General features: G+C 38.3%; 22 protein-coding genes and 1 other RNA gene. 1 reads left to right on the forward strand and 22 read right to left on the reverse strand.

From position 1 onward, the window contains the following. Positions 1–13: 13 nt before the first annotated feature. From infB to PVV59_RS03690, 22 genes are all read right to left on the reverse strand, one after another. Positions 14–2542, reverse strand: a complete 2529-nt coding sequence (infB, locus tag PVV59_RS03585) for a translation initiation factor IF-2 (protein WP_273754615.1) — start codon at positions 2540–2542, stop codon at positions 14–16. Further along, the gene (locus tag PVV59_RS03590) at positions 2539–3174 is read right to left on the reverse strand and encodes an RNA-binding protein (RefSeq protein WP_273754617.1); all 636 of its coding nucleotides are present in this window, start codon (positions 3172–3174) and stop codon (positions 2539–2541) included. The genes infB and PVV59_RS03590 overlap by 4 nt, the downstream gene beginning before the upstream one ends. Then, on the reverse strand, positions 3175–4806 hold the full coding sequence (nusA, locus tag PVV59_RS03595) for a transcription termination factor NusA (RefSeq protein WP_273754618.1): 1632 nt from the start codon (positions 4804–4806) through the stop codon (positions 3175–3177). It lies immediately after the preceding gene. A gap of 47 nt (positions 4807–4853) precedes the next feature. After that, positions 4854–5480 (reverse strand): ribosome maturation factor RimP, encoded by a 627-nt coding sequence (gene rimP / locus PVV59_RS03600; RefSeq protein ID WP_273754620.1) that lies wholly within the window; start codon positions 5478–5480, stop codon positions 4854–4856. 151 nt (positions 5481–5631) lie between these two features. Further along, entirely contained in the window at positions 5632–6333 is a 702-nt protein-coding gene (locus PVV59_RS03605; protein ID WP_273754723.1) for a tRNA (guanine(46)-N(7))-methyltransferase TrmB, read from the reverse strand. After that, the gene (gene metK, locus PVV59_RS03610; RefSeq protein ID WP_273754622.1) at positions 6330–7598 is read right to left on the reverse strand and encodes a methionine adenosyltransferase; all 1269 of its coding nucleotides are present in this window, start codon (positions 7596–7598) and stop codon (positions 6330–6332) included. Before metK ends, PVV59_RS03605 begins: the two co-directional genes overlap by 4 nt. 130 nt (positions 7599–7728) lie before the next feature. Beyond that, a complete protein-coding gene (locus tag PVV59_RS03615; protein WP_120121714.1) occupies positions 7729–8142 on the reverse strand; it encodes a helix-turn-helix domain-containing protein in 414 nt (137 codons plus the stop codon). 149 nt (positions 8143–8291) lie between these two features. Beyond that, the gene (lnt, locus tag PVV59_RS03620) at positions 8292–9908 is read right to left on the reverse strand and encodes an apolipoprotein N-acyltransferase (protein WP_273754625.1); all 1617 of its coding nucleotides are present in this window, start codon (positions 9906–9908) and stop codon (positions 8292–8294) included. Next, positions 9889–10917 carry a hemolysin family protein gene (locus tag PVV59_RS03625; RefSeq protein ID WP_273754627.1) on the reverse strand — a complete coding sequence of 343 codons (1029 nt, stop codon included), beginning with the start codon at positions 10915–10917 and terminating at the stop codon, positions 9889–9891. Before PVV59_RS03625 ends, lnt begins: the two co-directional genes overlap by 20 nt. An 82-nt stretch (positions 10918–10999) precedes the next feature. Continuing rightward, positions 11000–11491, reverse strand: a complete 492-nt coding sequence (ybeY, locus tag PVV59_RS03630; RefSeq protein WP_273754628.1) for an rRNA maturation RNase YbeY — start codon at positions 11489–11491, stop codon at positions 11000–11002. Further along, positions 11488–12645 (reverse strand): PhoH family protein, encoded by a 1158-nt coding sequence (locus PVV59_RS03635; RefSeq protein WP_273754629.1) that lies wholly within the window; start codon positions 12643–12645, stop codon positions 11488–11490. The genes ybeY and PVV59_RS03635 overlap by 4 nt, the downstream gene beginning before the upstream one ends. 106 nt (positions 12646–12751) lie before the next feature. Continuing rightward, a complete protein-coding gene (gene miaB / locus PVV59_RS03640; RefSeq protein WP_273754630.1) occupies positions 12752–14143 on the reverse strand; it encodes a tRNA (N6-isopentenyl adenosine(37)-C2)-methylthiotransferase MiaB in 1392 nt (463 codons plus the stop codon). A gap of 36 nt (positions 14144–14179) precedes the next feature. Continuing rightward, positions 14180–14665 (reverse strand): ribosomal protein S18-alanine N-acetyltransferase, encoded by a 486-nt coding sequence (rimI, locus tag PVV59_RS03645; protein ID WP_273754631.1) that lies wholly within the window; start codon positions 14663–14665, stop codon positions 14180–14182. Beyond that, positions 14658–15350 (reverse strand): tRNA (adenosine(37)-N6)-threonylcarbamoyltransferase complex dimerization subunit type 1 TsaB, encoded by a 693-nt coding sequence (gene tsaB / locus PVV59_RS03650; protein WP_273754632.1) that lies wholly within the window; start codon positions 15348–15350, stop codon positions 14658–14660. Before tsaB ends, rimI begins: the two co-directional genes overlap by 8 nt. 705 nt (positions 15351–16055) lie before the next feature. Continuing rightward, positions 16056–17084 (reverse strand): YeiH family protein, encoded by a 1029-nt coding sequence (locus tag PVV59_RS03655; RefSeq protein WP_273754633.1) that lies wholly within the window; start codon positions 17082–17084, stop codon positions 16056–16058. Between the two features lie 48 nt (positions 17085–17132). Continuing rightward, complete coding sequence (gene recR / locus PVV59_RS03660) at positions 17133–17738, reverse strand: recombination mediator RecR (RefSeq protein WP_273754635.1); 606 nt, start codon at positions 17736–17738, stop codon at positions 17133–17135. Positions 17739–17755: 17 nt separating this feature from the next. Then, positions 17756–18079, reverse strand: a complete 324-nt coding sequence (locus PVV59_RS03665; protein ID WP_273754637.1) for a YbaB/EbfC family nucleoid-associated protein — start codon at positions 18077–18079, stop codon at positions 17756–17758. Between the two features lie 14 nt (positions 18080–18093). Continuing rightward, a complete protein-coding gene (locus tag PVV59_RS03670) occupies positions 18094–20034 on the reverse strand; it encodes a DNA polymerase III subunit gamma/tau (RefSeq protein WP_273754638.1) in 1941 nt (646 codons plus the stop codon). 224 nt (positions 20035–20258) lie between these two features. Further along, positions 20259–20356, reverse strand: an RNA gene (ffs, locus tag PVV59_RS03675) — signal recognition particle sRNA small type. Between the two features lie 507 nt (positions 20357–20863). Further along, a complete protein-coding gene (locus tag PVV59_RS03680) occupies positions 20864–21268 on the reverse strand; it encodes a hypothetical protein (RefSeq protein WP_273754639.1) in 405 nt (134 codons plus the stop codon). Between the two features lie 552 nt (positions 21269–21820). Beyond that, positions 21821–22684 (reverse strand): prephenate dehydratase, encoded by an 864-nt coding sequence (locus PVV59_RS03685; protein WP_273754641.1) that lies wholly within the window; start codon positions 22682–22684, stop codon positions 21821–21823. After that, a complete protein-coding gene (locus PVV59_RS03690; RefSeq protein WP_273754642.1) occupies positions 22681–23412 on the reverse strand; it encodes a 3-deoxy-manno-octulosonate cytidylyltransferase in 732 nt (243 codons plus the stop codon). The genes PVV59_RS03685 and PVV59_RS03690 overlap by 4 nt, the downstream gene beginning before the upstream one ends. A gap of 104 nt (positions 23413–23516) precedes the next feature. On the opposite strand from PVV59_RS03690, the gene PVV59_RS03695 reads away from it, so the two are divergent. Beyond that, positions 23517–24080 carry a cytochrome c family protein gene (locus PVV59_RS03695; RefSeq protein ID WP_273754643.1) on the forward strand — a complete coding sequence of 188 codons (564 nt, stop codon included), beginning with the start codon at positions 23517–23519 and terminating at the stop codon, positions 24078–24080. Positions 24081–24330 lie beyond the last annotated feature (250 nt).

Below are 24330 nucleotides of genomic sequence, written 5' to 3' on the forward strand. Positions count from 1 at the left end.
CTATTGGATTATTTTATAATGTGCGGTTAATATGTTCAATACGGAAGGTCTCAATGATGTCTCCTGCACGCATATCTTCATAATTTTCAAAGGCTATTCCACATTCTTGACCACTTTGCACTTCACTGACTTCATCTTTGAAACGCTTGAGAGTTTTCAGTTTTCCTTCGTGAATAACGATATTATCACGGATAAGGCGAACACCGGCTCCTCGTTCTATTTTACCTTCTGTCACACGACATCCCGCGACTTTTCCGATTTTTGTAATATTAAAGACTTCTAGAATTTCAGCATTACCAAGGAAAGTTTCACGCTGTTCTGGTGAGAGGAGACCAGACATGGCCGCTTTGATGTCATCAACAAGATCGTAAATGATGTTGTAATAACGAATTTCAATTCCTTGTGTTTTAGCAAAATCACGTGCCTGTTTATTGGCTCTAACATTAAAACCAATAACAGCTGAGTTAGAAGCTTCTGCAAGAGAAATATCACTTTCTGTAATCCCTCCAGCACCAGAATGTACAACACGCGCACGAACCTCATCATTCCCTAGTTTTTCCAATGCCGAAGCGATTGCTTCAATTGATCCTTGCACATCCCCTTTGATAATGAGAGAAAATTCCTTAATACCAGTGGTTTGCAATTTTGTCATCATCTGTTCGAGAGAGCCACGCGAACCGGTTTGTCGCGCAACAGCTTTATCACGTGCTAAGCGCTGACGGTATTCAGAAATCTCACGTGCTTTTGCTTCATGCGTGACAACAGCAAAACGGTCTCCAGCTTGTGGTGTTCCTTGCATGCCTAAAATTTCAATGGGTGTAGAGGGAACGGCTTCTTTGACATGGCGACCATGGTCGTCAATTAAAGCACGCACCCGCCCCCATTCATTTCCGGCAACAATAATATCAGAAGGATGTAATGTACCTTTTTGAACAAGAACGGTTGCAACAGATCCGCGTCCACGGTCGAGTTTAGCTTCAATGACAACGCCTTCTGCAGTTCGTTGAGGATCTGCTTTTAGATCAAGCATTTCAGCCTGAAGAAGGATAGCTTCAAGAAGTTTATCAAGGTTTTGGCCCGTTTTAGCGGAAACTTCAACGTCCAAAGTCTCACCACCCATAGTTTCAACAAACACTTCGTGTTGTAAAAGTTCTGTACGCACTTTTTGTGCATTTGCAGCGGGTTTATCAATTTTGTTGATAGCAACAATAATAGGAACACCTGCAGCTTTAGCGTGATTAATTGATTCAATTGTCTGCGGCATGACACTATCATCAGCGGCTACAACAAGAACGGCAATATCAGTAACACGAGCTCCACGGGCACGCATAGCAGTAAATGCAGCATGCCCTGGTGTATCAATAAAGGTAATTTTTTGACCGTTTTGTTCTACTTGATAGGCGCCAATATGCTGCGTAATACCACCTGCTTCACCAGAAACAACATTTGCTTTACGAATAGCATCCAAAAGAGAAGTTTTTCCGTGGTCAACATGGCCCATAATGGTTACAACAGGGGGACGCAGCTGCATGTTTTGAGGATTATCTGTTATATTAAAGATACCTTCCTCTACATCAGATTCTAAAACACGTTTAACAGTATGGCCAAATTCAACAGCGATGAGTTCGGCAACATCTGCATCAATAACATCGCCAGGTTTCATCATTTGTCCTTGTTTCATTAAAAATTTAATGACATCAACAGAACGCTCAGTCATACGTTGTGCGAGCTCTTGAATGGTAATTGTTTCAGGAAGAACAACTTCACGAGAAATTTTTTCTCTTGGTTCTTGGTTTTGTGCACGCTTAAATTTTTCCTGTCTGCGTCGCATTGCAGCCATTGATCGCCCCCGCGCACTTCCTTCATCGTCTAGCGCGCTATTAAGAGTTAGTTTTCCACGGCGTCGCTCATCAGCTCCTTTGATAACTTTTGGTGCACGTATTTCTGATTTAGCAGGATTAGCACGTCGGCTATGCCGTTCTTCCTCTTTACTTTCATCTATTTTGCGCTTTTCAATCACAGTTGTGTTTTTAGGCGTAATAGGAATATCTGTCTTTTCGATGAGGGGAGGCTCAGAAAAAACAGGTGGAACCTGTATCGGCGATTTTTCTTCTTCTTGTTTTTGAAGTATTTCTTTTTCTTTAATTTCTTTCTTTAAAATTTCTTCACGCTCTTTAGCGCGTATCGCTTCTTTTTCAGCTTGTTCTCGCGTTATTCTTTCTTGGATGTGTGCTTCTTCTAAAGCGCGAAGTCTTGCTTCCATTTCAGCCGATGAAAGATTGCTTTTGGCCACAGATTCTTGAGGTTTTTTTTCCTCAAAACAAGGCTTAGAGCGCTGGGGTGCAACATGTGGTTTTGTAATAGGCTGTTGTACTTCAGCTTTTTCATCGGGTCGCGTAATTTTACGTCGTTTGGTTTCGACAACGACAGCCTTCGTACGGCCATGGCTAAAGTTTTGTTTGACCGTACTCGTTTCCAAGACAGACCGCTTGAGAGTTAGTGTCTTCTTGCTTGTTGTTTTGTCGTTGTTATTTTCACTCATTGTACTTCCTTCACGGATTGTGCCGTCATCTCACCGTGCTTACTATGCTTGTCATCACGATAGCTGATCAATTTATATGTCGTCTTAAGAAATCCTTCCGCAGCCTTTGTGTCCAATAAGGCGGCATGCATGACAGGATTAGAGCCAAAAGCCACGCGCATTTCATCACTTGTAAATAAAGATATTGTTTTTATCGTCCGATTTGTTTGTTGTTGTATTGTATGGATGGCCTGTGCAATTTTTCGTCTTCCATCTTCTGTTGCTTCTTTAGCATGAAGTACAAAAATAACTTGACCAGAGCGGATAGCAGTGTCAACTTTGGTTGCTCCCATGACAACAGCTCCTGCTTTTCTCGCCATGGAAAGGCTTGAAAGAGCAGATTTGAGTAAAAGCGTATCAACAATATGCACAAGATTTGGTGCAACCTCAACATCTGTTTTAAAATTTTTATGAAAAGCTTTCTGTTTGATCGCTTTACCAATAAGAGCATGATGGGCAGAAATCCAAACGCCACGCCCTGGTAAATTCGCTTTAAGATCAGGAACAATTTGATTATTGGGACCAATGACAAAGCGGATCAGCGTTTGTGCTGAAGCATTTTGTCGGGTCACAATGCAAGTTCGTTCATTCATTTAAAGTGTATCCACATTCAAATCATCTGTTTTTTCATTTTCTGTAGAATTTTCATCTTCTACAGGATTTTCTATAATAAGATCAGCTTGGTCTATCCAGCCTGCTTGTACACGTGCAGCTAAAACCATAGCTTCTGCATCCGCACGTGTAATGTCAAAAGAGGTTAAAATACCAGAAAAACTCTTTGTTTGTCCTTCTTTACGTTCTCTCCAACCAGCTAAATCATCAACCGCATAGCCAGCAAAGTCTTCTATTGTTTTTACACCATCCTCACCCACAGCAACCAACATAGCACTTGTCATTCCAGGAAGTGTTCTCAATTCGTCAGAAACCCCAAGCTGTTTGCGTTTTTCATCAAGTTCTTTTTCCTGATGTTCGAGATATTCGCGGGCTCGACTTTGGATCTCCGCAGCGGTATCATGGTCAAAACCATCAATAGAAGCAATCTCTTCAAGATCAATATAGGCGATTTCTTCAATAGAAGAAAAACCCTCTGAAGCCATAACCTGTCCGATCATTTCGTCAACCTCTAAGGCATCCATAAACAATTTACTGCGTTCAGTAAATTGTTTTTGACGATTTTCAGATTCTTCCTTTTCCGTTAAAATATCAATATTCCATCCCGTTAGCTGCGAAGCTAAGCGAACATTTTGTCCGCGTCGTCCAATAGCAAGGCTGAGTTGGTCATCTGGAACAATGACTTCAATACGTTCAGCATCTTCATCAAGAATGATTTTAGAAACTTCAGCAGGTTGCAGTGCATTAACGACAAATGTTGCAGCATCAGGCGACCAAGGAATAATATCAATTTTTTCACCTTGTAACTCTGCAACAACAGCTTGTACGCGGCTTCCTCGCATTCCCACACAGGCTCCAACAGGATCAATGGAACCATCGCGTGAAACAACGGCGATTTTGGCTCGTGAACCTGGATCACGAGCAACTGATTTGATTTCTATAATACCATCATAAATTTCTGGAACTTCCATCGTAAAAAGTTTTACCATAAATTGAGGATGGGTGCGTGAAAGAAAAATTTGAGGTCCACGCGTTTCACGGTGCACATCATTGACAAAAGCACGAATACGGTCTCCATAGCGGAAGGATTCACGGGGAATTAATTCATCACGACGCACAATAGCTTCACCGCGTCCTAAATCAACGATAACGTTGCCATATTCCACACGCTTGACTGTCCCAGAAATAATTTCACCAACTTTATTTTTGAATTCTTCATATTGCTGATCACGCTCTGCGTCGCGTACTTTTTGTACAATTACCTGTTTAGCAGATTGTGCTGCGATGCGTCCAAAATCCATAGGAGGTAAAAGATCAGCAAAAAAATCGCCAACTTTTGCATCTGCTTGACGTTTGAGTGCATCGGACAAAGTAATTTCCGTTGTATAGTCTTCAACAACATCAACAATTTTAAGCAGGCGTTGTAATTTAATTTCACCTGTTTTGGAATTGATTTCAGCACGAATATTGGTTTCTTGACCATAACGAGAACGTGCTGCTTTCTGAATAGCGTCAGCCATCGCAGAAATAACAATTTCACGGTCGATTGACTTTTCACGTGCAACAGCATCTGCAATTTGCAGAATTTCAAGCCTGTTAGCGCTTGTAGCCATCAAATTTCTCCTTCTTTGTGCCACACGATGGGTATTTCCCAGTGATATTATTTTTTGAAATTGAGCGTCTGTATTGAGTCAATAGGATTATCTTCGGGAATGAATTGTTGACTTAAATCTTTATTCTTTTTCAATGCATCGCGAATAAGCTCATCGGTAAGCACTAAATGCGCGCTTGTGATATCACAAAAAGAAATAGAGGTATACATGGCTTCTCCGTAAGCAGCTTTATCAGTGTTTAAAATAAATCCATCTTGCGTGATATTAGTAAGTGTTCCACGAAATTTTCGGCGTCCATCAATAGTTATTTTGGTTTCAATTTTTGCAAGATGTCCTTGCCAATGAAAAAAATCGGATTTTCTTACCAATGGGCGGTCAATTCCAGGCGATGAGATTTCTAAATGATATTTGCGTTCGATAACATTTTCCACGTCAAGGAGAGGGGAAACAGTCCGACTAACAATTTCACAATCTTCCACGGTTAGAGAGCCATCAGCCCGTTCAACCATAATTTGAAGAGTTAAACCATTTTGTCCAAGAAGCTTCACACGAACCAAACGAAAACCTAAAGGTTTAAGGAGTGGTATGACAAGAGCAGCAACTCGCGCCTCGATACCATCTTCTTCAAAAAGGCGTGGCTCATCAAGATTGCTTATTTTTTCAGCTTCGTTCATACATTTTATCCAAGTTATTTTCACCAATCTTATAATATTAAAAAAGAGCAGGCCCCACGACCCACTCTTCATCATAAGACCAAGAATTTACTTATTGATACTCTTAAAATCAAAACTTTTCAAGATGTTTATGAGAAAAGCGCTTGATCTTTTATTTCTTGATAAAGGTGAGATAGGTAGGCGTTCGTCCTTCGCGTAAAGCTTTTGCTTCATAGCGGGTTCCTCTCCATAGTGGATATGGGGTCTTCCAATCTTGGGGGCTTTCAGCGTTCCACTCAAAGTGATCATGGTGTGTAAAATGATAGATGGTCCAATTTACATAACTGTCTATATCGCTAGCAAAGCGAAATTTTTTTCCCATTTTAAGAACGCGAGCAAAACGGTTAAGATTTTTTATATTGATGAAACGTCGTTTCCAGTGTTTCTTTTTCGGCCAAGGATCAGGATAGAAAAGATCTATGCCATCAAGTGAGTTATCAGGAAGCCAATCAAGCAGGTGTGTAGCATCATCATTATAAAGACGAAGATGATTTTGATGGTGTGTATGCTGTTCAAGGGAGGACAATATTTTTGCTATGCCATTGATAAAAGGCTCGATGCCGATAAAACCGGTTTGTGGAAAATGCTCCATTTCATGGAGTAAATGTTCACCACCACCAAAGCCGATTTCAAGTCGAATATCTTTTACTTTGCTTAAAAATAAGGATGTAAGGTTTGAGGGAGGAGGGGCATTTAAATCAATATTAAAATTGGGGAGAAGCGTTTTTATACGCACAAGCTGACTGTTTCGTAGCTGCTTTCCTTGGCGGCGTCCAAAAAAGGCTTCACTCTTGCGTGTATTATATTTAATCATGGGATTTTGATCATTGTTTGAAGTGTTTTTACGAGATCCGTTTTTTCCCATGAAAACGAACCATCATGTTTTGGTTTTCTCCCAAAATGACCGTAAGCTGCTGTTTTTGTGTAGATCGGTTTATTAAGGTCAAGATGTTTTCGAATTCCAGTGGGGGAGAGGTCCATTATTTTGCGAATGGCTGCTTCAATAACCTTTTCATCAACTTTCCCTGTTCCATGAAGATTAAGATAAATCGACAAAGGTTGTGCAATTCCAATTGCATAGGAGAGTTGAATCGTGCATCGCTCTGCTAAATGAGCAGCAACAATATTCTTAGCTAGATAGCGTGCCGCATACGCGGCAGAACGATCAACTTTTGTTGTATCTTTTCCTGAAAAAGCACCGCCTCCATGGGGGGCAGCACCTCCATAAGTGTCCACGATAATTTTGCGTCCCGTCAATCCAGCATCGCTTTGAGGGCCACCAATGACAAATTTTCCTGTTGGGTTAATATACCAACTGCATTGAGCTGCAATGGGAATATCATGTAAAGCTTGACGAATATAAGGCTCAACGACTGCACGGACTTTATTGGAATCCCAACTTTCGTCAAGATGCTGTGTTGAAAGAACGATGGATGTTACCTCTATAGGTTTTCCATCTTTATAGCGTATAGTGATTTGGCTTTTAGCGTCTGGTCCTAATTTACTAGTTTCTCCTTCCCCTTTATGGCGGGCTGCGGCAAGAAGTTTGAGAATCTTATGCGCATAATAAATTGGCGCGGGCATAAGGTCAGGTGTTTCACGACAAGCATACCCAAACATGATGCCTTGATCACCTGCTCCTTCTTCACCATGCCGATCCGTTGCATTATCAACACCTCTTGCAATATCAGTGGATTGAGGGCGCAAAAGAACATCAATTTTAACGGTTTTCCAATGGAAACCTGTTTGTTCATAGCCAATGGCGCGAATAGCACGGCGCGCTGCTGTCCGAAATCGCGTAGGATTAATGAGTGGAAAGCCAGTTTCATCATAGATAAATTCTTTATTTTTATCTTTTTTTAAGAGCGTATCGGGAACACGAACTTCACCGGCAATAACAACACGGTTTACACTGACGAGAGTTTCACAAGCAACGCGCACTAACCACGGATCAGTCCCAGTCTTTTGTGCTTCTTTATAGATCATATCAACGATTTCATCGGAAATACGATCACAAATTTTATCAGGATGTCCTTCCGATACCGATTCGCTCGTAAAAAGATAATCTTGATGCGGCATAGGAACTCCTTCAAAAAGAAAACCAACAATTCAATTAATTGCCTACTAAAATCTCTACGGTTTGCCAATTCCATAGCAAATCGTCAATGCAAATTTATATGAATAAGAGAGAAAAAATATAATTTTAATTTTATAGCTTATCTGCCAAATCTTCCTCAGAAAGTGCTTTTGCCAAGTCAATGATTTTGCGACGCACTTTAGCATCAGATATATTCGTAAAAGCCCGCATGAGCTGGATACCTTCGTTGCTAGAACAAAAGTCCATAAAATTGTGATCACTTTCAGCAAAGCCCTCTACCTGTTGGGAGGTAAGACCTTTATCAAAAAAGTAAGAAACAGGAACATCCATAATTTCTGCTATCGCTTGAAGACGACTGGCACCAATGCGGTTTGTCCCTTTTTCATATTTTTGGATTTGCTGAAAAGTAATGCCTAATTTTTCACCTAGTTTTTCTTGAGTAAGTCCTAAAATATTACGACGTAAACGGATACGAGTTCCAACATAGATATCTATAGGGTCAGGTTTTTTTCTAGTTTCGGTCATAATGCAACTCTTTAATTTCCAGCATTTCTCTTTTAAACCAACATCAGATTTATGCGAAGCTGGTTTATCATATAATTAAAATAACATGTAATACTTTTTCCCAATATTACTGGTACACGCAACATAATACCGTGCAAGGAGCACTTGAATCATTTAAGTTGTTTTGTAAAAGCAAAACCAATACGACACAATAGCATAAGGATGAATAAGATAAAAGTAGACAAAGTTCTATATTCATTGCTTCCTATAGGAGTAATGGATGATGGAATTTTTGAATCAATAATGCCCACAGCATTTTGTTGAAGAGCTACAACGATTCGTCCATAAGAATCAATAACAGCTGATATTCCATTATTGGCTGCTCGTATGAGGGGAATTCCCAGTTCAATGGCACGAAGCTGTGCTTGTTGAAGATGTTGATAGGGACCTGGTGTTACACCAAACCACGCATCATTTGTAACATTAATGATTGCTTGAGGCGGGGAACCTTTAAAAGTCATTTCATGAGGAAATATTGCTTCATAACAAATCAATGGTAGATAAGAAAATCCGTTTGGCATTGTGACAGTTTTGCGTACTTGTGCAGCGTTATATCCACCAATATTATCAGCAAGAATACGCAATCCAATCTTTTTTAATAAATTCTGATAGGGAAGATATTCACCAAAAGGGACCAAATGAAGTTTATCAGAAGTGTGTAAAATATTCCCTTGAGCGTTAATGACTGCAATTGTATTAAAATATTGTGTTTGGGAATGAGAAAGATCATCACTGGCGCGTATTGCTCCGATAATAGCCCATTGTTTAGGTTTTAAAAGAGAGGCAATATGCATTGTGACAGATGAGTTATCATAGAGAAGGTAAGGAACGGATGCTTCGGGCCATACGATAAAATCGGGTTCTGGATTTTTACCAGTTATTGGTGTTGCACTCAGATGCATATGCGCTTCCAACATAGCTTCTCGTGTATCATCGCGCAATTTTATATTTTGTTGGATAGAAGGTTGAACAATGCGAACCCAATAATTGTTCTTTTGATCTTTAGTTGTATTCTCTATCGTATGGAGACGATAAAATCCAAAACCACTGTGAATGAATATGAGTGCTAGGCAAAGAAAAAATGCTACTTTCTTTTTTTCATCCGTGAGTAAAACGGTTGGCAAACTGTAGGTTAAGACGGCAAGAATATTCATTCCATAAAGTCCCACGATTGCATCAGACTGCATGAACATCGGGGTTGGCATGGCTGTATAGCCAAGAGCATTCCATGGAAATCCTGTGAATAAGAACGCACGCAACCACTCGGCTAATCCTAAGGCAAAAGCTAAGACAAAAAAGCGTGCTATTCCTTTTGTCCATAATAAACCGACAATAAAACCAGAAAGAAACCAATAAAGAGAAAGGTAGAGAGGAGGAAATAAAATGGCGAGTGGGACTGCCCACCCAAAAGAATCTGGATCTGTTAACAAAGCATTGCAGAGCCACCAAAGTCCACAAATAAAATAACTAAAACCAAAGGTCCCACAGCTTAAAGCATAGGTAAAAAATCGTTTCTTATTGTTTTTGGTGGTTTGTATTGAATCAAGAAAAACAATAAAAATAGGAAAAGTTAAAAAGCAAAGAGGTGTTAAATAAAAGGGCGGAAGAGCAAAGGAAGTAAGAGCACCACACAGAAATATCCACGCCTGCCGCTTCCAGCCGTTAACAGAGAGCGAAAAAACAATAAAATTGTTTAAAAACGCTCGACTATTCTTTAGAGATGGCATTATTTTCAAGGTTCTCATTTTCTGGAATGCGAAAAATGCGCAATCGCTTAATTCGGCGTTTATCAGCTTCTAAAATACGGAATTTATAGCCAGGAACAGCTTCGACGACTTCACCTTTTGCAGGAATACGATCAAGAATAGAGACAATTAAACCACCAATAGTATCAACCTCATCACCATATTCCCCTACGATAAAATCAGGTCCAAGAGCTTTCTCCACATCTTCTAGTTCGGTTCTTGCATCAACAAGCCATTTATTGTTGTGTTCTCGTACGATAGCATTGTCGACATGATCATGTTCATCTTCGATATCACCAACGACCAATTCAACAATATCCTCCATTGAAACGAGACCATCTGTACCCCCATGTTCATCAATAACTAAAGCCATTTGTGTTCGTGTGGTTTGCATCCGTGTTAATAATTTGCTTGCAAGCATAGAACTGGGAACAAAGAGAACGGTTCGGATCAAACCCAATTCACCGATAGGGGTATGTAAATCTGTATGGTTTAATTGAAGTAAATCAGATTTCTGATCAGTTTTTGTAGGGTTGATAATGAAGCGCGTCATATAATTAAGAATATCGCGGATATGGATCATGCCGCGCGGATCATCTAAAGTTTCAGCATAAACAGGTATGCGAGAATGACCAATTTTTGCAAAACATTTAAGGGCTTCTCCAAGCGAGGTATTTATTTCCAATGCTTCAATTTCAGAGCGCGGTATCATAACATCATCCACGCGTGCTTCACGCAAGCGTAAAATATTATGCAGCATAGTACGTTCTTCAGGTGAGAAGAGGGTAGTATCTTTTTCATTGTTAGTCGCAAGTGCAACGGTAAGATCATCGCGCAGTGATGTAGATGCACAACTACTACGGCCCCGTAAGAATGAAAACAAATAATTCATTAGGGAGTATTTTTCTGTATGATTCATTTGTTGAGAGGGATCTTTTTCACTATTAGAAGATGTTTGACTATTATTTTGTGCATTTATTTTGTTTGCCATGGTTTTAAAATCTTCTAAACTTTCTTTTTATGATTGGTGAATAAGAGGCTAATTGATATGCTCGTCATATTGATGTTAAAAGTTAAATTTTATCATTTATAGATAACTCAGCGTAAGGATCTCTTATGGAAAGCTTTTGAAGAATTTCTCTTTCGAGTATTTCCATTTGATGGGCCTCATCATCGGTTTCATGGTCATAGCCAAGCAGATGCAAAATACCATGAACGATCATATGCGTTAAATGGTCTTGAAAGGTTTTTCCTTGTTTTTCTGCTTCGAGCACAACAGTTTCTCGCGCAATAATAATATCCCCCAGCATGGGACCAGGAGGGGTTCCAGCTTTAATTGGGAACGCCGGAAAGGATAATACATTGGTGGGTTTATTTTTACCCCGCCATTGTGCATTGATTTGTGCCATATGTTCATCATCCGTAAAAAGCAGGCTAATTTCACTTACAACATTTTCCAACGAAACATGATGCATCGTCATCGTTAATGCTTTTTCGGTGATATTATAAAGCATTTCCTCATCATTCCACCCTGCGCTTTTAACCATTATATCAATAATAATCATGATGAATCAAATTCATTTTTTAATGTATCGCATGCGCGTGATTTTTTTTTATTTTGTATTTCAGAATCACAATCATAGGCATGAACGATAGTAGCAACAAGGGGGTGGCGTACAACATCTTTTTCATCAAAACGCACAATGGCAATATTTTCTATATTTGAAAGAATGCGGATTGCTTCAATGAGACCTGATTTTTGCCCTATAGGCAAATCAATTTGGCTTACATCACCGGTAACAATCATACGTGTTCCTTCTCCAAGACGTGTAAGGAACATCTTCATTTGCATGGGTGTCGTATTTTGTGCCTCATCAAGAATAACAGCAGCATGAGAAAGCGTTCGCCCGCGCATAAAGGCAAGAGGAGCAATTTCTATGACACCAGAAGCTAAAATGCGTTCTATTTTTTCAGCGGGCATCATATCATAAAGAGCATCATAAAGTGGTCGTAAATAGGGGTCGACTTTTTCTTTGAGATCACCAGGAAGAAACCCCAGATGTTCTCCAGCTTCAACAGCAGGACGCGAGAGAATAATTCGCTCAATGATACCACGTTCCAGAAGCATTGCAGCATGAGCAACAGCAAGATAGGTTTTTCCTGTTCCTGCTGGTCCTACACCAAACACAAGTTCAGTATGTCCCATAGCGCGTATGTAAGCATCTTGTGTTGGTGTCCTTGCATGAATTATTTTTTTGTGGGTACTCAACCGTGCTGGTATACGTTTCGTTGCAGATTTGTGTGTTATCGTGTCTTCTTTCTTCTTCTGTGGTATAGTTGCCATAGCAATCGCTCCTTTTATATCTGATAAAGTGAGCTCTTGATGTGTTTTTGCACGTTCATAAAGTTGCTGTAATACATATTGCGCATGCTTTATAACAGAAACACTTCCATGGATTAAAATTTCATTACCACGTGGATGAATACTCAGTTTGAGTTTTTTTTCGATATAAGCAAGATTTTCGTCAAATTTACCAAAAACCACTTTTGCATATTTATTATTTTCGAAAATCAAAACAACTTGACTCGTATCTGAAGCGCTTTCTTGTTCCAAGGGATCAATTTTTTCAATGTCGGCATTTGTTTTTTCTTTAACGCGCTTTATTTTTTCATTTGAAGCTTTCAGTCTATTCTCCATATCTACATAAATATTACGCATTTTTTTGAGTAAACTCTATAAAAGACAAATTTTCTTTCATAAAAATTCATTTTTTAGATGTAATTATTTTATTTAAAAATAAAAGAGTTTTCCAAAATTTTTATTATTAACAAGATGATAGAGTCCTATTTATCACTTCACCAACAAAACTATTTGAGCTTGCATTTTTAATATGAATTTCTATCACGCTACCTGTAGAGGATTCTGTATTGACGACAACCGGTAAAAGCCAAGGGGAACGTCCCACCATTTGCCCTGAGTGACGTCCAGTTTTTTCGATAAGAACATCCGTTTTTTGACCGATTTTAGAACGTAAAAATGTATTTTGCTGTTCGAGGAGAAGAACTTGTAAATGTTGAAGTCGAGCATCTTTTACAGATTCATCAACATGATTTTTCATTGTAGCTCCCACTGTTCCAGGACGGGGGGAATATTTAAAAGAATAAGCTGAACTGTATTGTACTTGTTGAATGAGCTTAATGGTTTTTTCAAAGTCTTCATCTGTTTCTCCTGGAAAGCCTACAATAAAATCACCTGAAAAGGCAATATCTGGTCGTGCGTTACGAATTTTTTCTATAAGATGAAGATAATGAGAACTTTTGTGTTGGCGGTTCATGGCTTTTAAGATGCGATCTGAGCCTGATTGAACAGGAAGATGCAGGTAAGGCATTAATATATCAAGATCCCGATGCGCGGCAATAAGACTATCATCCATATCACGTGGATGGCTGGTTGTGTAACGCAAACGCTTTAAACCATCCAGTTTTGCAAGATGATAAAGAAGATCACCAAGACGCCATATTTTACCATCTGCACTTTGTCCATGCCAACCATTAACATTTTGTCCAAGCAGCGTAATTTCTTTAACACCTGCTTCAATGAGTTGACACGCTTCCTCGGTAATTTGCTCGACAGAGCGCGATATTTCAGCACCGCGTGTGTAAGGAACAACACAAAAAGTGCAAAATTTATCGCAACCTTCCTGTACTGTTAAAAATGCGCTAACACCGCGTTTTCTTACTGCACGTTTATTATGAGGAGGCAAATGAGCAAATTTATCTTCAACAGCATAATCTGTTTCGATAATTTTTTTGCCTTGTTTAGCTTTTTCTAACAATTCAGGCAAGCGATGATACATTTGCGGACCGATAACAAGATCCACTGTTGGAGCGCGACGTAAGATTTCACTTCCCTCAGCCTGTGCAACACAACCCGTTACACCAACTGTCAAAGGTTTATCAGGTGTTCGCTCTTGACGCATAACGCGCAAACGACCCAGATCAGAATAAAGTTTTTCTGCTGCTTTTTCACGAATATGACAGGTATTAACAAGAATAAGATCGGCATCATTGGGTGTTTGCGTTGTCACATAGCCTTGCGCACTGAGACTATCAGTCATCCGTTGACTATCATAAACGTTCATTTGACACCCATAGGTTTTGATAAAGACCTTTTTAGGAGCAACAGGAGATGTATTTTTAGGATTTACTTTATTCATAGTGCTTGTCTAAATGTTTTTCACATAAATCTCAATCTATTTGCTTAAAAGTTTTTGCATGATAATTGCATCACCGCGACCATTCTTTGATGGGTAGTAGGCCAGACGTTCAGAAATTTTTTGAAATTCAAAGTGCTGATAAAGGATTAAAGCAGAAAGGTTTGTGGATTCTACTTCCAAGAATAATTTTATAGCGCGCTTATCGTGAAGATGGCGAATTGTATGATCAATAAGTAGGGTACCAATTCCTTGTTGACGGTAATGAGGATGGACAGCAATTGTGATAATTTCTGCTTCATCAAGAATCAGACGGCATAGGCAAAAGCCTAAAATTTGATCAGATGGATGAATAAGGAAGACTTTGTATCCGAAGATGGAGTGATCTGTTAAAAAGGTATCAAAAGTTCGTTTTCCCCAAGCTGGGATAAAACAATGTTGATGAATTTGGTGAAGAGTAGCACTATCATTAACGTGTAGTGGCGCAATTCCAAAATGTTTTTTTGTCGATGAAGATTTAAACATTATTTTTTCGTGGTAACGCAAAATTGGTTTGTTGTTTTGCATCAGCGCTTCGTAGATAGAGGGGACGAGGCGAATTTTGTGGTTGTTTGTTTGCAGCAAGGTAAGCATAGTTTACAATATCCGCTGCTTCACAAGGGATTTTTTCTAGGATAATTTTTTCATTTATTTTATGGTTTTTAATATGCTGCATAACGATATCAGCCGCTGGGCCAGTCAGCTGGGTTTTGTTGGGTAAATCTTCGAGGATATTTTCAATTGTTTGTAATTTCGGTGCTCCCAAAGGAGTGAAGTCATTATGAAAATCTTGATGGTAGAACATTTCTTTTCCTGCTTCAATGACAACAGTAATTGCTGATGCAGTATTTTTATGAGGTGTGACTTGTACTGCTAACGCTTCAAGTGCACTCACTCCAACGGCTGGTATCTCAAGTGCTAATGCCAAAGCACGTGCCGTGGCAACACCAACACGGACACCAGTAAACGATCCAGGTCCAACATTGACAGCAATACGCTCAACTTGATCAAGTGTTATATTGGCTTGTGTCATTATTTGTGTAATCTGCCCGATAAGTCTTTCAGCGTGTCCTTTATTCATGCGCTCATCGATACGCGCAATAACGGAATTATGACGAATAAGCGCAACAGCACAATAAATTGAAGCAGTATCGATAGCAAGAATAAGCATAAAAATATTTCAATTGAATAAAACGATAAACAAAAGTCTACGGTATTTTTAATCTTTCTTGTCGTTGTATAGTTCATTTGTATGAAAGTTGCTAGTGCCAATAAGCAACAATATCTTTTTATAGAATAAGACGAAAGGTTGATTTGATCCTTATTTGTTTTGATTATCCATAAATTGATTTATAATGATAGTTTATTGTTTCTATATTTAATTTAAATCCATAAATCAAAACCATTTTCCTACATAGCATAAACAAAGTTAGTGCATGGATAAAATCATTTAAGAAAGGATTATTTAAATGAAAGAGTTGTTCAACATTGGGAGCTAAAATAATATGATGCTACCGATTTGTTCCTTCACAAGCATAAAGATTGGGCTGTACAATAGATTTTATCACGTCATGGGTGATTTTAATTGTATTCTTCATTGAACACTATCGTGAAAAAGAGCATGTGCCTTGAGAGGTGTCTTTTTAACACATATATGAATGTGCAACATACATATATTCTGTTTTGTGCGTTTTGCTTTTCGTGAGAGGCGTAACCTCATTAGAACACATTTCTATCGGTCTTTTATAAAAACTTTCCATTTGATTAAGAGCAGAGATGAAAGAAATGACATTGTTTTATATGAGTTCCATATTTTTATGTTACGCTGTTGCAAATTATTATAGAATGAAAAGCTAATAAAAAAATAAAAAATATTTCAAAATGTTATATGATTTAAATCATTCAATTGTATCATGATAAGGCTACAAATACCGAGAATAATTATAGAGCAGGTTGAAGCTAAAATAACGCGCCATCCTGCTTTTTTTAATGAGCGGATATCAACGCCTAGTCCTAATGCGGCCATTGAAATAACCGTGAACAATTGAGCAATAAATTTGATAGGATTTAAAGCGGTTTCGGGGATAAGATTACTCGAGCGAACCAACATCATTATAATAAAACTAATAATAAACCATGGAACGAGAGCATGCCAACGAAAGTGTATTTGTTCTGATCGACGATAGATGAGTGACAGGGCAAAAATAAGAGGGCCTAACATGAGAACGCGTACCAATTTAACAACGGTTGCAATTTGAACACTGGCAAAAGAAACAGATGCGGTCGCTGCTAAAACTTGTGGTACAGCATAAACAACCATGCCGGCAAGCACACCATATTGGTTAAAGGATAAATTCAGAAAGGGATGTGCAAAAGGGAGACATAAAATAATAAGGATCCCCAAAAGAGCCGTAAAAGCAATTGATGCAGCAATCTCTTCGTGTTTTGCTTTAATGACAGGGGCAACGGCAACAATGGCTGAGTTCCCACAAATAGCATTTCCGCAAGCAACAAGCATTGCCAAATGTTTAGAAAGCCCGAAAACTCGGCCGATGATAAAGCTGAAAATAATGGTTACAAATATAACGAATACAATGCTTGCAAGTAAACTCCAACCAGCGGAAAGAACGGCATGAATACTAATGCTTGCTCCTAAAAGTACAATAGCAACTTCAAGAAGTGTTTTAGCGCAAAAATTGATGCCTTTTTGAAAATAGGTTGGCATTGTAAAACAACTACGGGTAACAGACCCTAAGAGAATTGCTAAAACAAGACTTTCAAGCCATGCTTGCCCAAAAAGCTGTTTTTCTAAGACTTCTAAACCATACGCTAAAGCTGATATGAGTAAACATACTAAAATACCAGGACCAAAGTTGTTTAAAAGTGAGAGGTTTTTCTTTAGCATTTGAAATACCCCCATTATTAAAGAGCTAAAGGCTAAGATGAAAAAGTTTTAAAGATTTGTTCTTGCTTGTACAGCCGCTGCTAAAGTTCCATCATCAAGATAATCAAGCTCGCCTCCTACAGGAACACCATGGGCAAGTCGCGTAATTCTAACTGAAAAATTAGAAAGCTGATCGGTGATGTAGTGAGCGGTTGTTTGTCCTTCGACAGTCGCATTGACAGCAAGAATAATCTCCGTGATTGGTTTTTGTACAACACGTTGTATTAAGGTGTCAATGTTGAGTTCATCGGGACCTATTCCATCTAAGGGTGAGAGTCGGCCACCCAATACATGATAACGTGCTGCTAAAGTTTTTGCGCGCTCAAGAGCCCACAGATCAGCAATGTCCTCAACAACAATGATCGTTGTATCATCACGTCGCGGATCAGTACAAATTGAACAAGGATCAATGGTATCGACATTGCCACAAACAGAACAAATGCCGACTTTTTCTATCGCTGTTTGTATTGCTGCTCCTAAAGGCTCCAGCAAAGTTTCCTTTTTTTTAATAAGATGAAGCGCAGCACGACGCGCTGAACGCGGACCAAGACCTGGCAACCGTGCTAAAATCTGAATGAGTTTCTCAATTTCAGGGCCGGCAATGTATTTAGACATATATTTTGTTCCATACATTAAAATGGAAGTTTGAAACCTGACGGAAGTGGTAGCCCTGCCGTCATGCTTTTGGTTTTATCTTCTAGTGCGTTATCAATTTTTGTTTTTGCTTCATTATAAGCTGCCATAATGAGATCTTCAAGAATTTCAGCTTCTTCAGGCTTGAGTAATGAAGGATCAATTTGAATTGCTGTTATAATATTTTTGCCATTTAACGTAATATTGACGAGGTCACCCCCTGCGGTGCCGGTAGCTTGCAGGTTAGCCATTTCCTCCTGAATTTTCTGCATTTTCTCTTGCATTTCTTTGGCTTTTTTCATCATGCTCATCATTTCACGCATAGGAATAGGTATCCTTATTCATCATTGTTATCATTTTCATTTTTAAAGAGATCAGTATTTTTAAAGGTATCGGGGAGTAAATCAAGATCATTTTTTTCTCTATTAAGTCGAATATCGACAATTTTTGCTTCTGGAAAATGGTTGAGGATTTTTGCGATATCTGGATCTGTCTCAGCATTGGAAAAAAGAGATTTTTGAATCGCTACACTTTCTTCCTGTAAGGTTGGACCGCCACCTTCATTAACAAAAGTTATTACATAGCGTTTTTCAGTCCATTGAGAGATTTTTTTTTCGATATCATGCGTAAGAAATTGTGGGGTATTTTCAGCAAGTCTTAAAGTAATATGCCCAGTTTCGAAAGAAACAGGATGAACAAATTCTTTAATAAGGAGTTTGAAAGGCACGTCATTATGTTGTTCGGCTAATTTAACAATATCGTGTAAAGAATTAATTACGAGAGTTTTAGGCTCAGTAATCTCTCCCATTATTTGCGTGACAGACTGCGATAAATTTGCACTCTTTTCAGAAAAGTCCGTAGATTGAAAAGTTTCTAGAGTTTTTGTTTCTTCTTGGGAGTTGGTTTTATTAGTCGTTTGATTTTTAACGAAATTTTCTGGTTTTAAGGAGTGGTCTAATGGGGCTTGCAAGGATGTTTTTAAATCTGACTGATTGGGTAATGTATTTGAAACGCTCGAGGAAGCATGACCATCAATTGTTGTTTCTTTTGTTATATTATCGACATTTATCGATTCTTTATGAGAAGAGTTTGCAATGAGCGTGAGAGGTGTTTTTTCTTGTGTAAGTTTTTTTAAAGCTTCATCAAGAGTGGGGAGATCAGCTGTGTGTGCAAGACGAATTAAAAGCATTTCAGTTGCTTGCAGTGGACGTGCAGTTTGATTAACTTCTTGCAAGCCTTTGAGTAACATTTGCCAGTTTCGGGATAAAACAGGAACAGAAAGTTTTTTTGAAAAGTCTAAACTTCTTAAACGTTGTTCTTCTGTTAGTGAGAAATCTTCCACTATTTCTGGTGTGAAACGTAAACGTGTAACCAGATGATTAAAATCAGCTAATTCTGTTAATATCGTAAGAGGATCAGCGCCCGCATCATATTGACTGCGTAATTCATGTAATGCATGGACAACATCACCCTTCATGATAAACTCAAAGAGATCGATAATACGTGACTGATCCGCTAATCCTAACATTGTACGCACTGCGGCAGCGTTAACATTGCCATTGCTATGGGCAATCGCTTGATCAAAAAAGGATAATGCATCACGTGCAGAGCCTTCTGCAGCACGAACAATCATAGAGAGTGCTTGATCTTCTACTTCGACTTTTTCATATTTCGCAATTTTGCACAGATGCGCACACAAAGCTTTTGCTTCGATTCGTCGCAAATCAAAACGTTGACAACGCGAAAGAATTGTAATGGGAACTTTGCGAATTTCTGTTGTAGCAAAAATAAATTTTACATGGGATGGTGGTTCTTCAAGCGTCTTCAGCAAACCATTAAAGGCTTGCGTTGAGAGCATATGGACTTCATCGATAATATAAACCTTATAGCGTGCAGAAACAGGACGATAGCGTATTTGTTCAATAATTTCACGAATATCGTCAATGCCGGTATGGGAAGCGGCATCCATTTCTATAACATCAATATGGCGCCCTTCGATAATTTGTGTGCAATGTTCACCAAGAGAGTCTAAGACAGTTGTTGGTTGGTCAATATCTTTTGTTTTATAATTGAGCGCACGTGCCAAAATACGTGCCGTTGTCGTTTTACCTACACCACGAATCCCTGTTAACATCCACGCTTGTGCAATACGACCTTTTTCAAAGGCATTGGTGAGAGTACGCACCATAGCCTCCTGACCAATGAGGTCAGAAAAGTTCTGAGGTCGATATTTACGAGCAAGAACACGATAGGCTGTTTCTACCGGTGCATTTTCCATGAATGTTTCCAACTTCGAAGTTTTTTATGCGTACATTTTGATCATACACAGAGCATAGGTCAATACTCTACTCTCATATAAAAGGATTTTTTCTCAATCAATGTACTTTTTATGGGATCATTTACTTAAAAATAATCAAATCGCTTTACATGCTGCATAAAAACGCTGCTCTAAAGATTAAATGCTTTGCTAAAATATAGTAAAAAAATAATCGCTTCAGCAAAATAGGAGGCTGGCACGATGACCCGTACCAGAACTCGTTGGGGCTGCTTCTTTCCAGACCTGACCCAGTTGGCGAGTAGTTCGTCCACCACCAACCTCCCAAATTCATATTGTCGATTTGGAATGAAAAATCAAGCTCAGAAACAAAAAATATAACATAAACCCAAAATTTTTTCCTTTAAACTTCATTCTTGTATTATAGAGAACAAAAAGTAATGGAGGTTTAAATTTTCAGAAATAACGCCTCCACTGATTTGCCATGAACAAAGCTTTTTTATTTCTCTTTTTATATACGATATAGAGTGTAGCAATTTTGATAGGCTTCAATGGTGTAGACAGATACGATAGACTCACACAAACAAGTTATTCTAGTAATAAAAATATAATAAACAATTTCACAGTTTACAAAAGCTTTTCAATATTTAGTCTTTTTTAAATTTATTTTTCTTGACGGTTTAACTTTATAATACAGTTTTTATTCCATAAGCACAAAGCTGAATTTTTCAAAAGCCGAGCGTTAATGATTTACAATGCCTGATTTCAAAAAATCTTACTTTAAGTCTTTATTATACATCTACGCAACGCTAATACATTATTGAAAATATTATTAAAAATCCCCTGCATCACAATCTAGACCAATAACTCTTTCCTTAGTAATATTTTTAAAAGTATAATATCCTGATGGAGGGAAACCTATATCGAGGGATTTTACATCTTTGAGCATAAAGATCTTATGTTCTTTATCATGTGTTATTTTCTTTTCATCATCTGCAGTAATGTGTAGTTTGTTGACGTCAGAAGGAGATGAGTATGATAAAGTAAAGGATGCTTTTTCGGGTTTAAATGCTTTGCACCCATATTCAGCACCTTGCTGTATTTCATTGTGTATACCAATCGTAACGCTTTCATTTGGCGCAAAATTCCATTCTCTCTCACCAAATCCAGCAAATGCAACACTAGAGTAGGCGAGAATATTTGCAGTTAATAATCCTTGCATAAAGATTTTTTTCATTATTTTTTCCTTTTTTAACAAAATGAATCATAAGTCAGTGCTTAGAAATAGGAAGGCTCAAATGTAATGTAAAAAAATATGGTTAAACGACATCCTATAGTTTTATAAAAATACGTTGAAATTATCTGAACTCAAGAGACTTGAATGATCTATTATCTTAAGTATATCCTTATGATAAGTTAAATTATTCTTATGAGCTAATTTAGAAGTTCGTTATCTTTATTGGGATACACTGCTATAGGAAATGATATGTTTTCTTAAGAGTTTTTCTTTTATATGAAGGAAAATGGATGGTACAAGTGCTTTCATTTTTGGTTATTGTATTCTTTCACATAGGTCTTTGTATGCGTTGAATTGCTTTTTATCATAATAAAATTTGTCAAAAACCATTATCGAAGCAATTTATATATTCCGTTATCGGATATTATTATTCTTTTTCTGCTTTAGCTTCATGATGAAGCACGTTGAGCGTAAAAAAACGAGTTTTTCTAAGACCATTCCATTATAGAATTTTTTCGACATTAATGAAAAATGATGATGGTTTTGTTGCTTTTATACATGCGATGCTCGATCGTTTTGTGCTGGATAAGTACCGATAATACGCAATTCAGCAGAAAAGAAAGACAATTCTTCTAAGGCAAGTTTCATCATGGGATCTTCGGGATGTCCTTCAATGTCAACAAAAAATTGTGTTGCATTGAAATTTCCACCAATTTGATAACTTTCTAATTTTGTCATATTAATACCATTTGTTGCAAATCCTCCCATAGCCTTATAGAGAGCAGCGGGAACATTGCGCACTCGAAAAAGAAGACTGGTGATGATTTTTTCACCATTTTTAGGTTTTGGGACATGTCGTTTGGATCGTGAAAGGATGACAAAACGCGTAATATTATGAGGGTTATCTTCAACATCTCTTTCAAGAATATCAAGCCCGTAGAGTTCTGCTGCGATCAGAGGGGCTAAGGCTGCTTGTGAACGTTGAGCACTTTTTTTGATAAATTTCGCAGCTCCAGCGGTATCAGCAAAAACGACAGGTTTCCAACCGTTGTTTCGTATGATTTTTCGGCATTGTGCAAGGGCATGTGTATGACTGTGGACGGTTTTAATTTCGTCATGGGTGACGCCAGGCAAAACCATGAGTTGAAAATGGATAGGCAAAAAATATTCATCAATGATATAAAGTGATGATTGTGGTAAAAGATGGTGAATATCCGCAACCCGTCCAGCAAGAGTATTTTCGATAGGGATCATAGCAAGGTCAGCTTTCCCATTTTCTACCAAATTAAGGGCGTCTTCAAAAGTAGCAGAGGGCAGAGCATTCATATTGGGGAACATATTAGAGCAAGCAATATGGGAATTAGCACCGTATTCTCCTTGGAAAGAGATTTTATTGGTTTTTTTGAGTGTTCTCATGCTAAAATCTCACGTACTCTATCGAGATCAGATTGTGTGTCTACACCTAAGGGAATCGTATCGACTATTTCCACATCGATACGCATATTATGCTCTAATGCACGTAATTGTTCAAGTTTTTCACGCATTTCAAGTGTAGAGGGTTTGAATGATACAAATTTCTCAAGTGCTTCGCGCCGATAAGCGTATATTCCAATATGATGATAAAGAGGACCATCCCCATAAGGAGCAGTGGTGCGCGTAAAATAAAGAGCACGAAGGCGATTTTGAGAAAGCGGTGTTCCAATGATTTTGACAACATTGGGATTTCTTCTTTCATCTTCTTCAATGATTTGAGCCCCCAAGGTTGCGATATCAGTAAAGCTATTTTCTAAAGGGCGTAGTGCACTGATGATTTCATGTGGCATGATCGTTGGGAGGTCCCCTTGTATATTTAAAATAGCATTGTAGCGTTGTTCAGGATCAATATGCATTAAAGCTTCATAAATACGATCAGATCCAGATTTATGATCACTTCGTGTTATGAGATATTCATGCCCATACTCTGCAACAACTTTGGCAATATCATTGTGATCTGTTGCAACGATCGTACGCCCTATTGCTGCTTTTTTGGCTTGTTCTGCGACATGGACAATCATCGGCTTTCCACCGATTTCAGCGAGAGCTTTTTTGGGAAGGCGAGTTGAGCCTATACGGGCAGGAATAAGAATAATTGGTTCAAGAGCCATTGCAAGATTCCAAATGTCGTCTGTAATGCATTTATAATGTTGTGTGTTATAAAGAAAAAGCTTATACTTAAAATGGTAATGAAACCATGAACACTTGAGTTTTTATGAATCGCTCGAAAGTTATCTATTTTATTTGTGCGTGTTTATGCGTTCTGATTATTGTTGTGGGAATTTCCACGCTCAGTGATATAGTTTACGATCATTCTCCATCAGCCCAATATCATCACACAGTTACCAAGAATGATACATTTAAAGAAAAACAAAAAGAACCCAACATTACCGTATCACTCAATAGCCGCCTTCAACAAGGAAATTTTGAAAATGGGCGTAAAATTTTTCGTCAATGTGCCATATGCCATACTTCTGGACGCAACCAAGCAGGGCGTGTGGGGCCAGTTCTTTGGGAAATTGTTAATCGTCCTTTGGCCGCCGCGGCAGGTTTTGCATATTCACGGGCGTTGCGTGCGCATTCTGATCAAAAGTGGGACTTTGTGACGTTAGATCGTTATCTGCATTCTCCACATAAAGCATTCCCTGGGACTATTATGTCTTTTCGTGGAATTAAAAATGACCAAGACCGTGCTGATCTTTTACTTTATTTACGCAGTTTATCCGATCATCCTGTTACCATACCAGTGGATAATAATAAAGCAAATGAGTCAAATTAACTTATATTATAGAGGCTCATTTTAGAAAGAAGGATGATTAGTTTTTTGTTTATGATTTTAGCTTCAAGGTTTTATTACAAGAGCTCTTACTTGATGTTTTGATAGGGAAAACGCCTCTCACGTAAAACAGTATATACTTAACGTTGCGTATTTCTCCGCTTGTTTTAAAGAGATCTTTTAAGAAAGTACATTCTTTACACTGCCATCAGCAGATTGGTTTTCAAGATCCGTTTGCGTCATTTTTTCCATA

The organism is Bartonella sp. MM73XJBT.G (genome assembly GCF_028618435.1).
Lineage (GTDB): Bacteria > Pseudomonadota > Alphaproteobacteria > Rhizobiales > Rhizobiaceae > Bartonella.

What these genes read in the sequence shown, in the direction of transcription:
- PVV59_RS03615 (WP_120121714.1), bottom strand. Translation starts at nt 8,142, where the DNA reads ATGACCGAAACTAGAAAAAAACCTGACCCTATAGATATCTATGTTGGA.
- rimP (WP_273754620.1), bottom strand. Translation starts at nt 5,480, where the DNA reads ATGAACGAAGCTGAAAAAATAAGCAATCTTGATGAGCCACGCCTTTTT.
- PVV59_RS03680 (WP_273754639.1), bottom strand. Translation starts at nt 21,268, where the DNA reads ATGAAAAAAATCTTTATGCAAGGATTATTAACTGCAAATATTCTCGCC.
- ybeY (WP_273754628.1), bottom strand. Translation starts at nt 11,491, where the DNA reads ATGATTATTATTGATATAATGGTTAAAAGCGCAGGGTGGAATGATGAG.
- PVV59_RS03695 (WP_273754643.1), top strand. Translation starts at nt 23,517, where the DNA reads ATGAATCGCTCGAAAGTTATCTATTTTATTTGTGCGTGTTTATGCGTT.
- PVV59_RS03670 (WP_273754638.1), bottom strand. Translation starts at nt 20,034, where the DNA reads ATGGAAAATGCACCGGTAGAAACAGCCTATCGTGTTCTTGCTCGTAAA.
- PVV59_RS03590 (WP_273754617.1), bottom strand. Translation starts at nt 3,174, where the DNA reads ATGAATGAACGAACTTGCATTGTGACCCGACAAAATGCTTCAGCACAA.
- metK (WP_273754622.1), bottom strand. Translation starts at nt 7,598, where the DNA reads ATGCCGCATCAAGATTATCTTTTTACGAGCGAATCGGTATCGGAAGGA.
- tsaB (WP_273754632.1), bottom strand. Translation starts at nt 15,350, where the DNA reads ATGCTTATTCTTGCTATCGATACTGCTTCAATTTATTGTGCTGTTGCG.
- PVV59_RS03625 (WP_273754627.1), bottom strand. Translation starts at nt 10,917, where the DNA reads ATGGCAAACAAAATAAATGCACAAAATAATAGTCAAACATCTTCTAAT.
- PVV59_RS03605 (WP_273754723.1), bottom strand. Translation starts at nt 6,333, where the DNA reads ATGATTAAATATAATACACGCAAGAGTGAAGCCTTTTTTGGACGCCGC.
- infB (WP_273754615.1), bottom strand. Translation starts at nt 2,542, where the DNA reads ATGAGTGAAAATAACAACGACAAAACAACAAGCAAGAAGACACTAACT.
- PVV59_RS03665 (WP_273754637.1), bottom strand. Translation starts at nt 18,079, where the DNA reads ATGCGTGAAATGATGAGCATGATGAAAAAAGCCAAAGAAATGCAAGAG.
- PVV59_RS03655 (WP_273754633.1), bottom strand. Translation starts at nt 17,084, where the DNA reads ATGCTAAAGAAAAACCTCTCACTTTTAAACAACTTTGGTCCTGGTATT.
- PVV59_RS03685 (WP_273754641.1), bottom strand. Translation starts at nt 22,684, where the DNA reads ATGAGAACACTCAAAAAAACCAATAAAATCTCTTTCCAAGGAGAATAC.
- nusA (WP_273754618.1), bottom strand. Translation starts at nt 4,806, where the DNA reads ATGGCTACAAGCGCTAACAGGCTTGAAATTCTGCAAATTGCAGATGCT.
- recR (WP_273754635.1), bottom strand. Translation starts at nt 17,738, where the DNA reads ATGTCTAAATACATTGCCGGCCCTGAAATTGAGAAACTCATTCAGATT.
- lnt (WP_273754625.1), bottom strand. Translation starts at nt 9,908, where the DNA reads ATGCCATCTCTAAAGAATAGTCGAGCGTTTTTAAACAATTTTATTGTT.
- miaB (WP_273754630.1), bottom strand. Translation starts at nt 14,143, where the DNA reads ATGAATAAAGTAAATCCTAAAAATACATCTCCTGTTGCTCCTAAAAAG.
- rimI (WP_273754631.1), bottom strand. Translation starts at nt 14,665, where the DNA reads ATGTTTAAATCTTCATCGACAAAAAAACATTTTGGAATTGCGCCACTA.
- PVV59_RS03635 (WP_273754629.1), bottom strand. Translation starts at nt 12,645, where the DNA reads ATGCGTAATATTTATGTAGATATGGAGAATAGACTGAAAGCTTCAAAT.
- PVV59_RS03690 (WP_273754642.1), bottom strand. Translation starts at nt 23,412, where the DNA reads ATGGCTCTTGAACCAATTATTCTTATTCCTGCCCGTATAGGCTCAACT.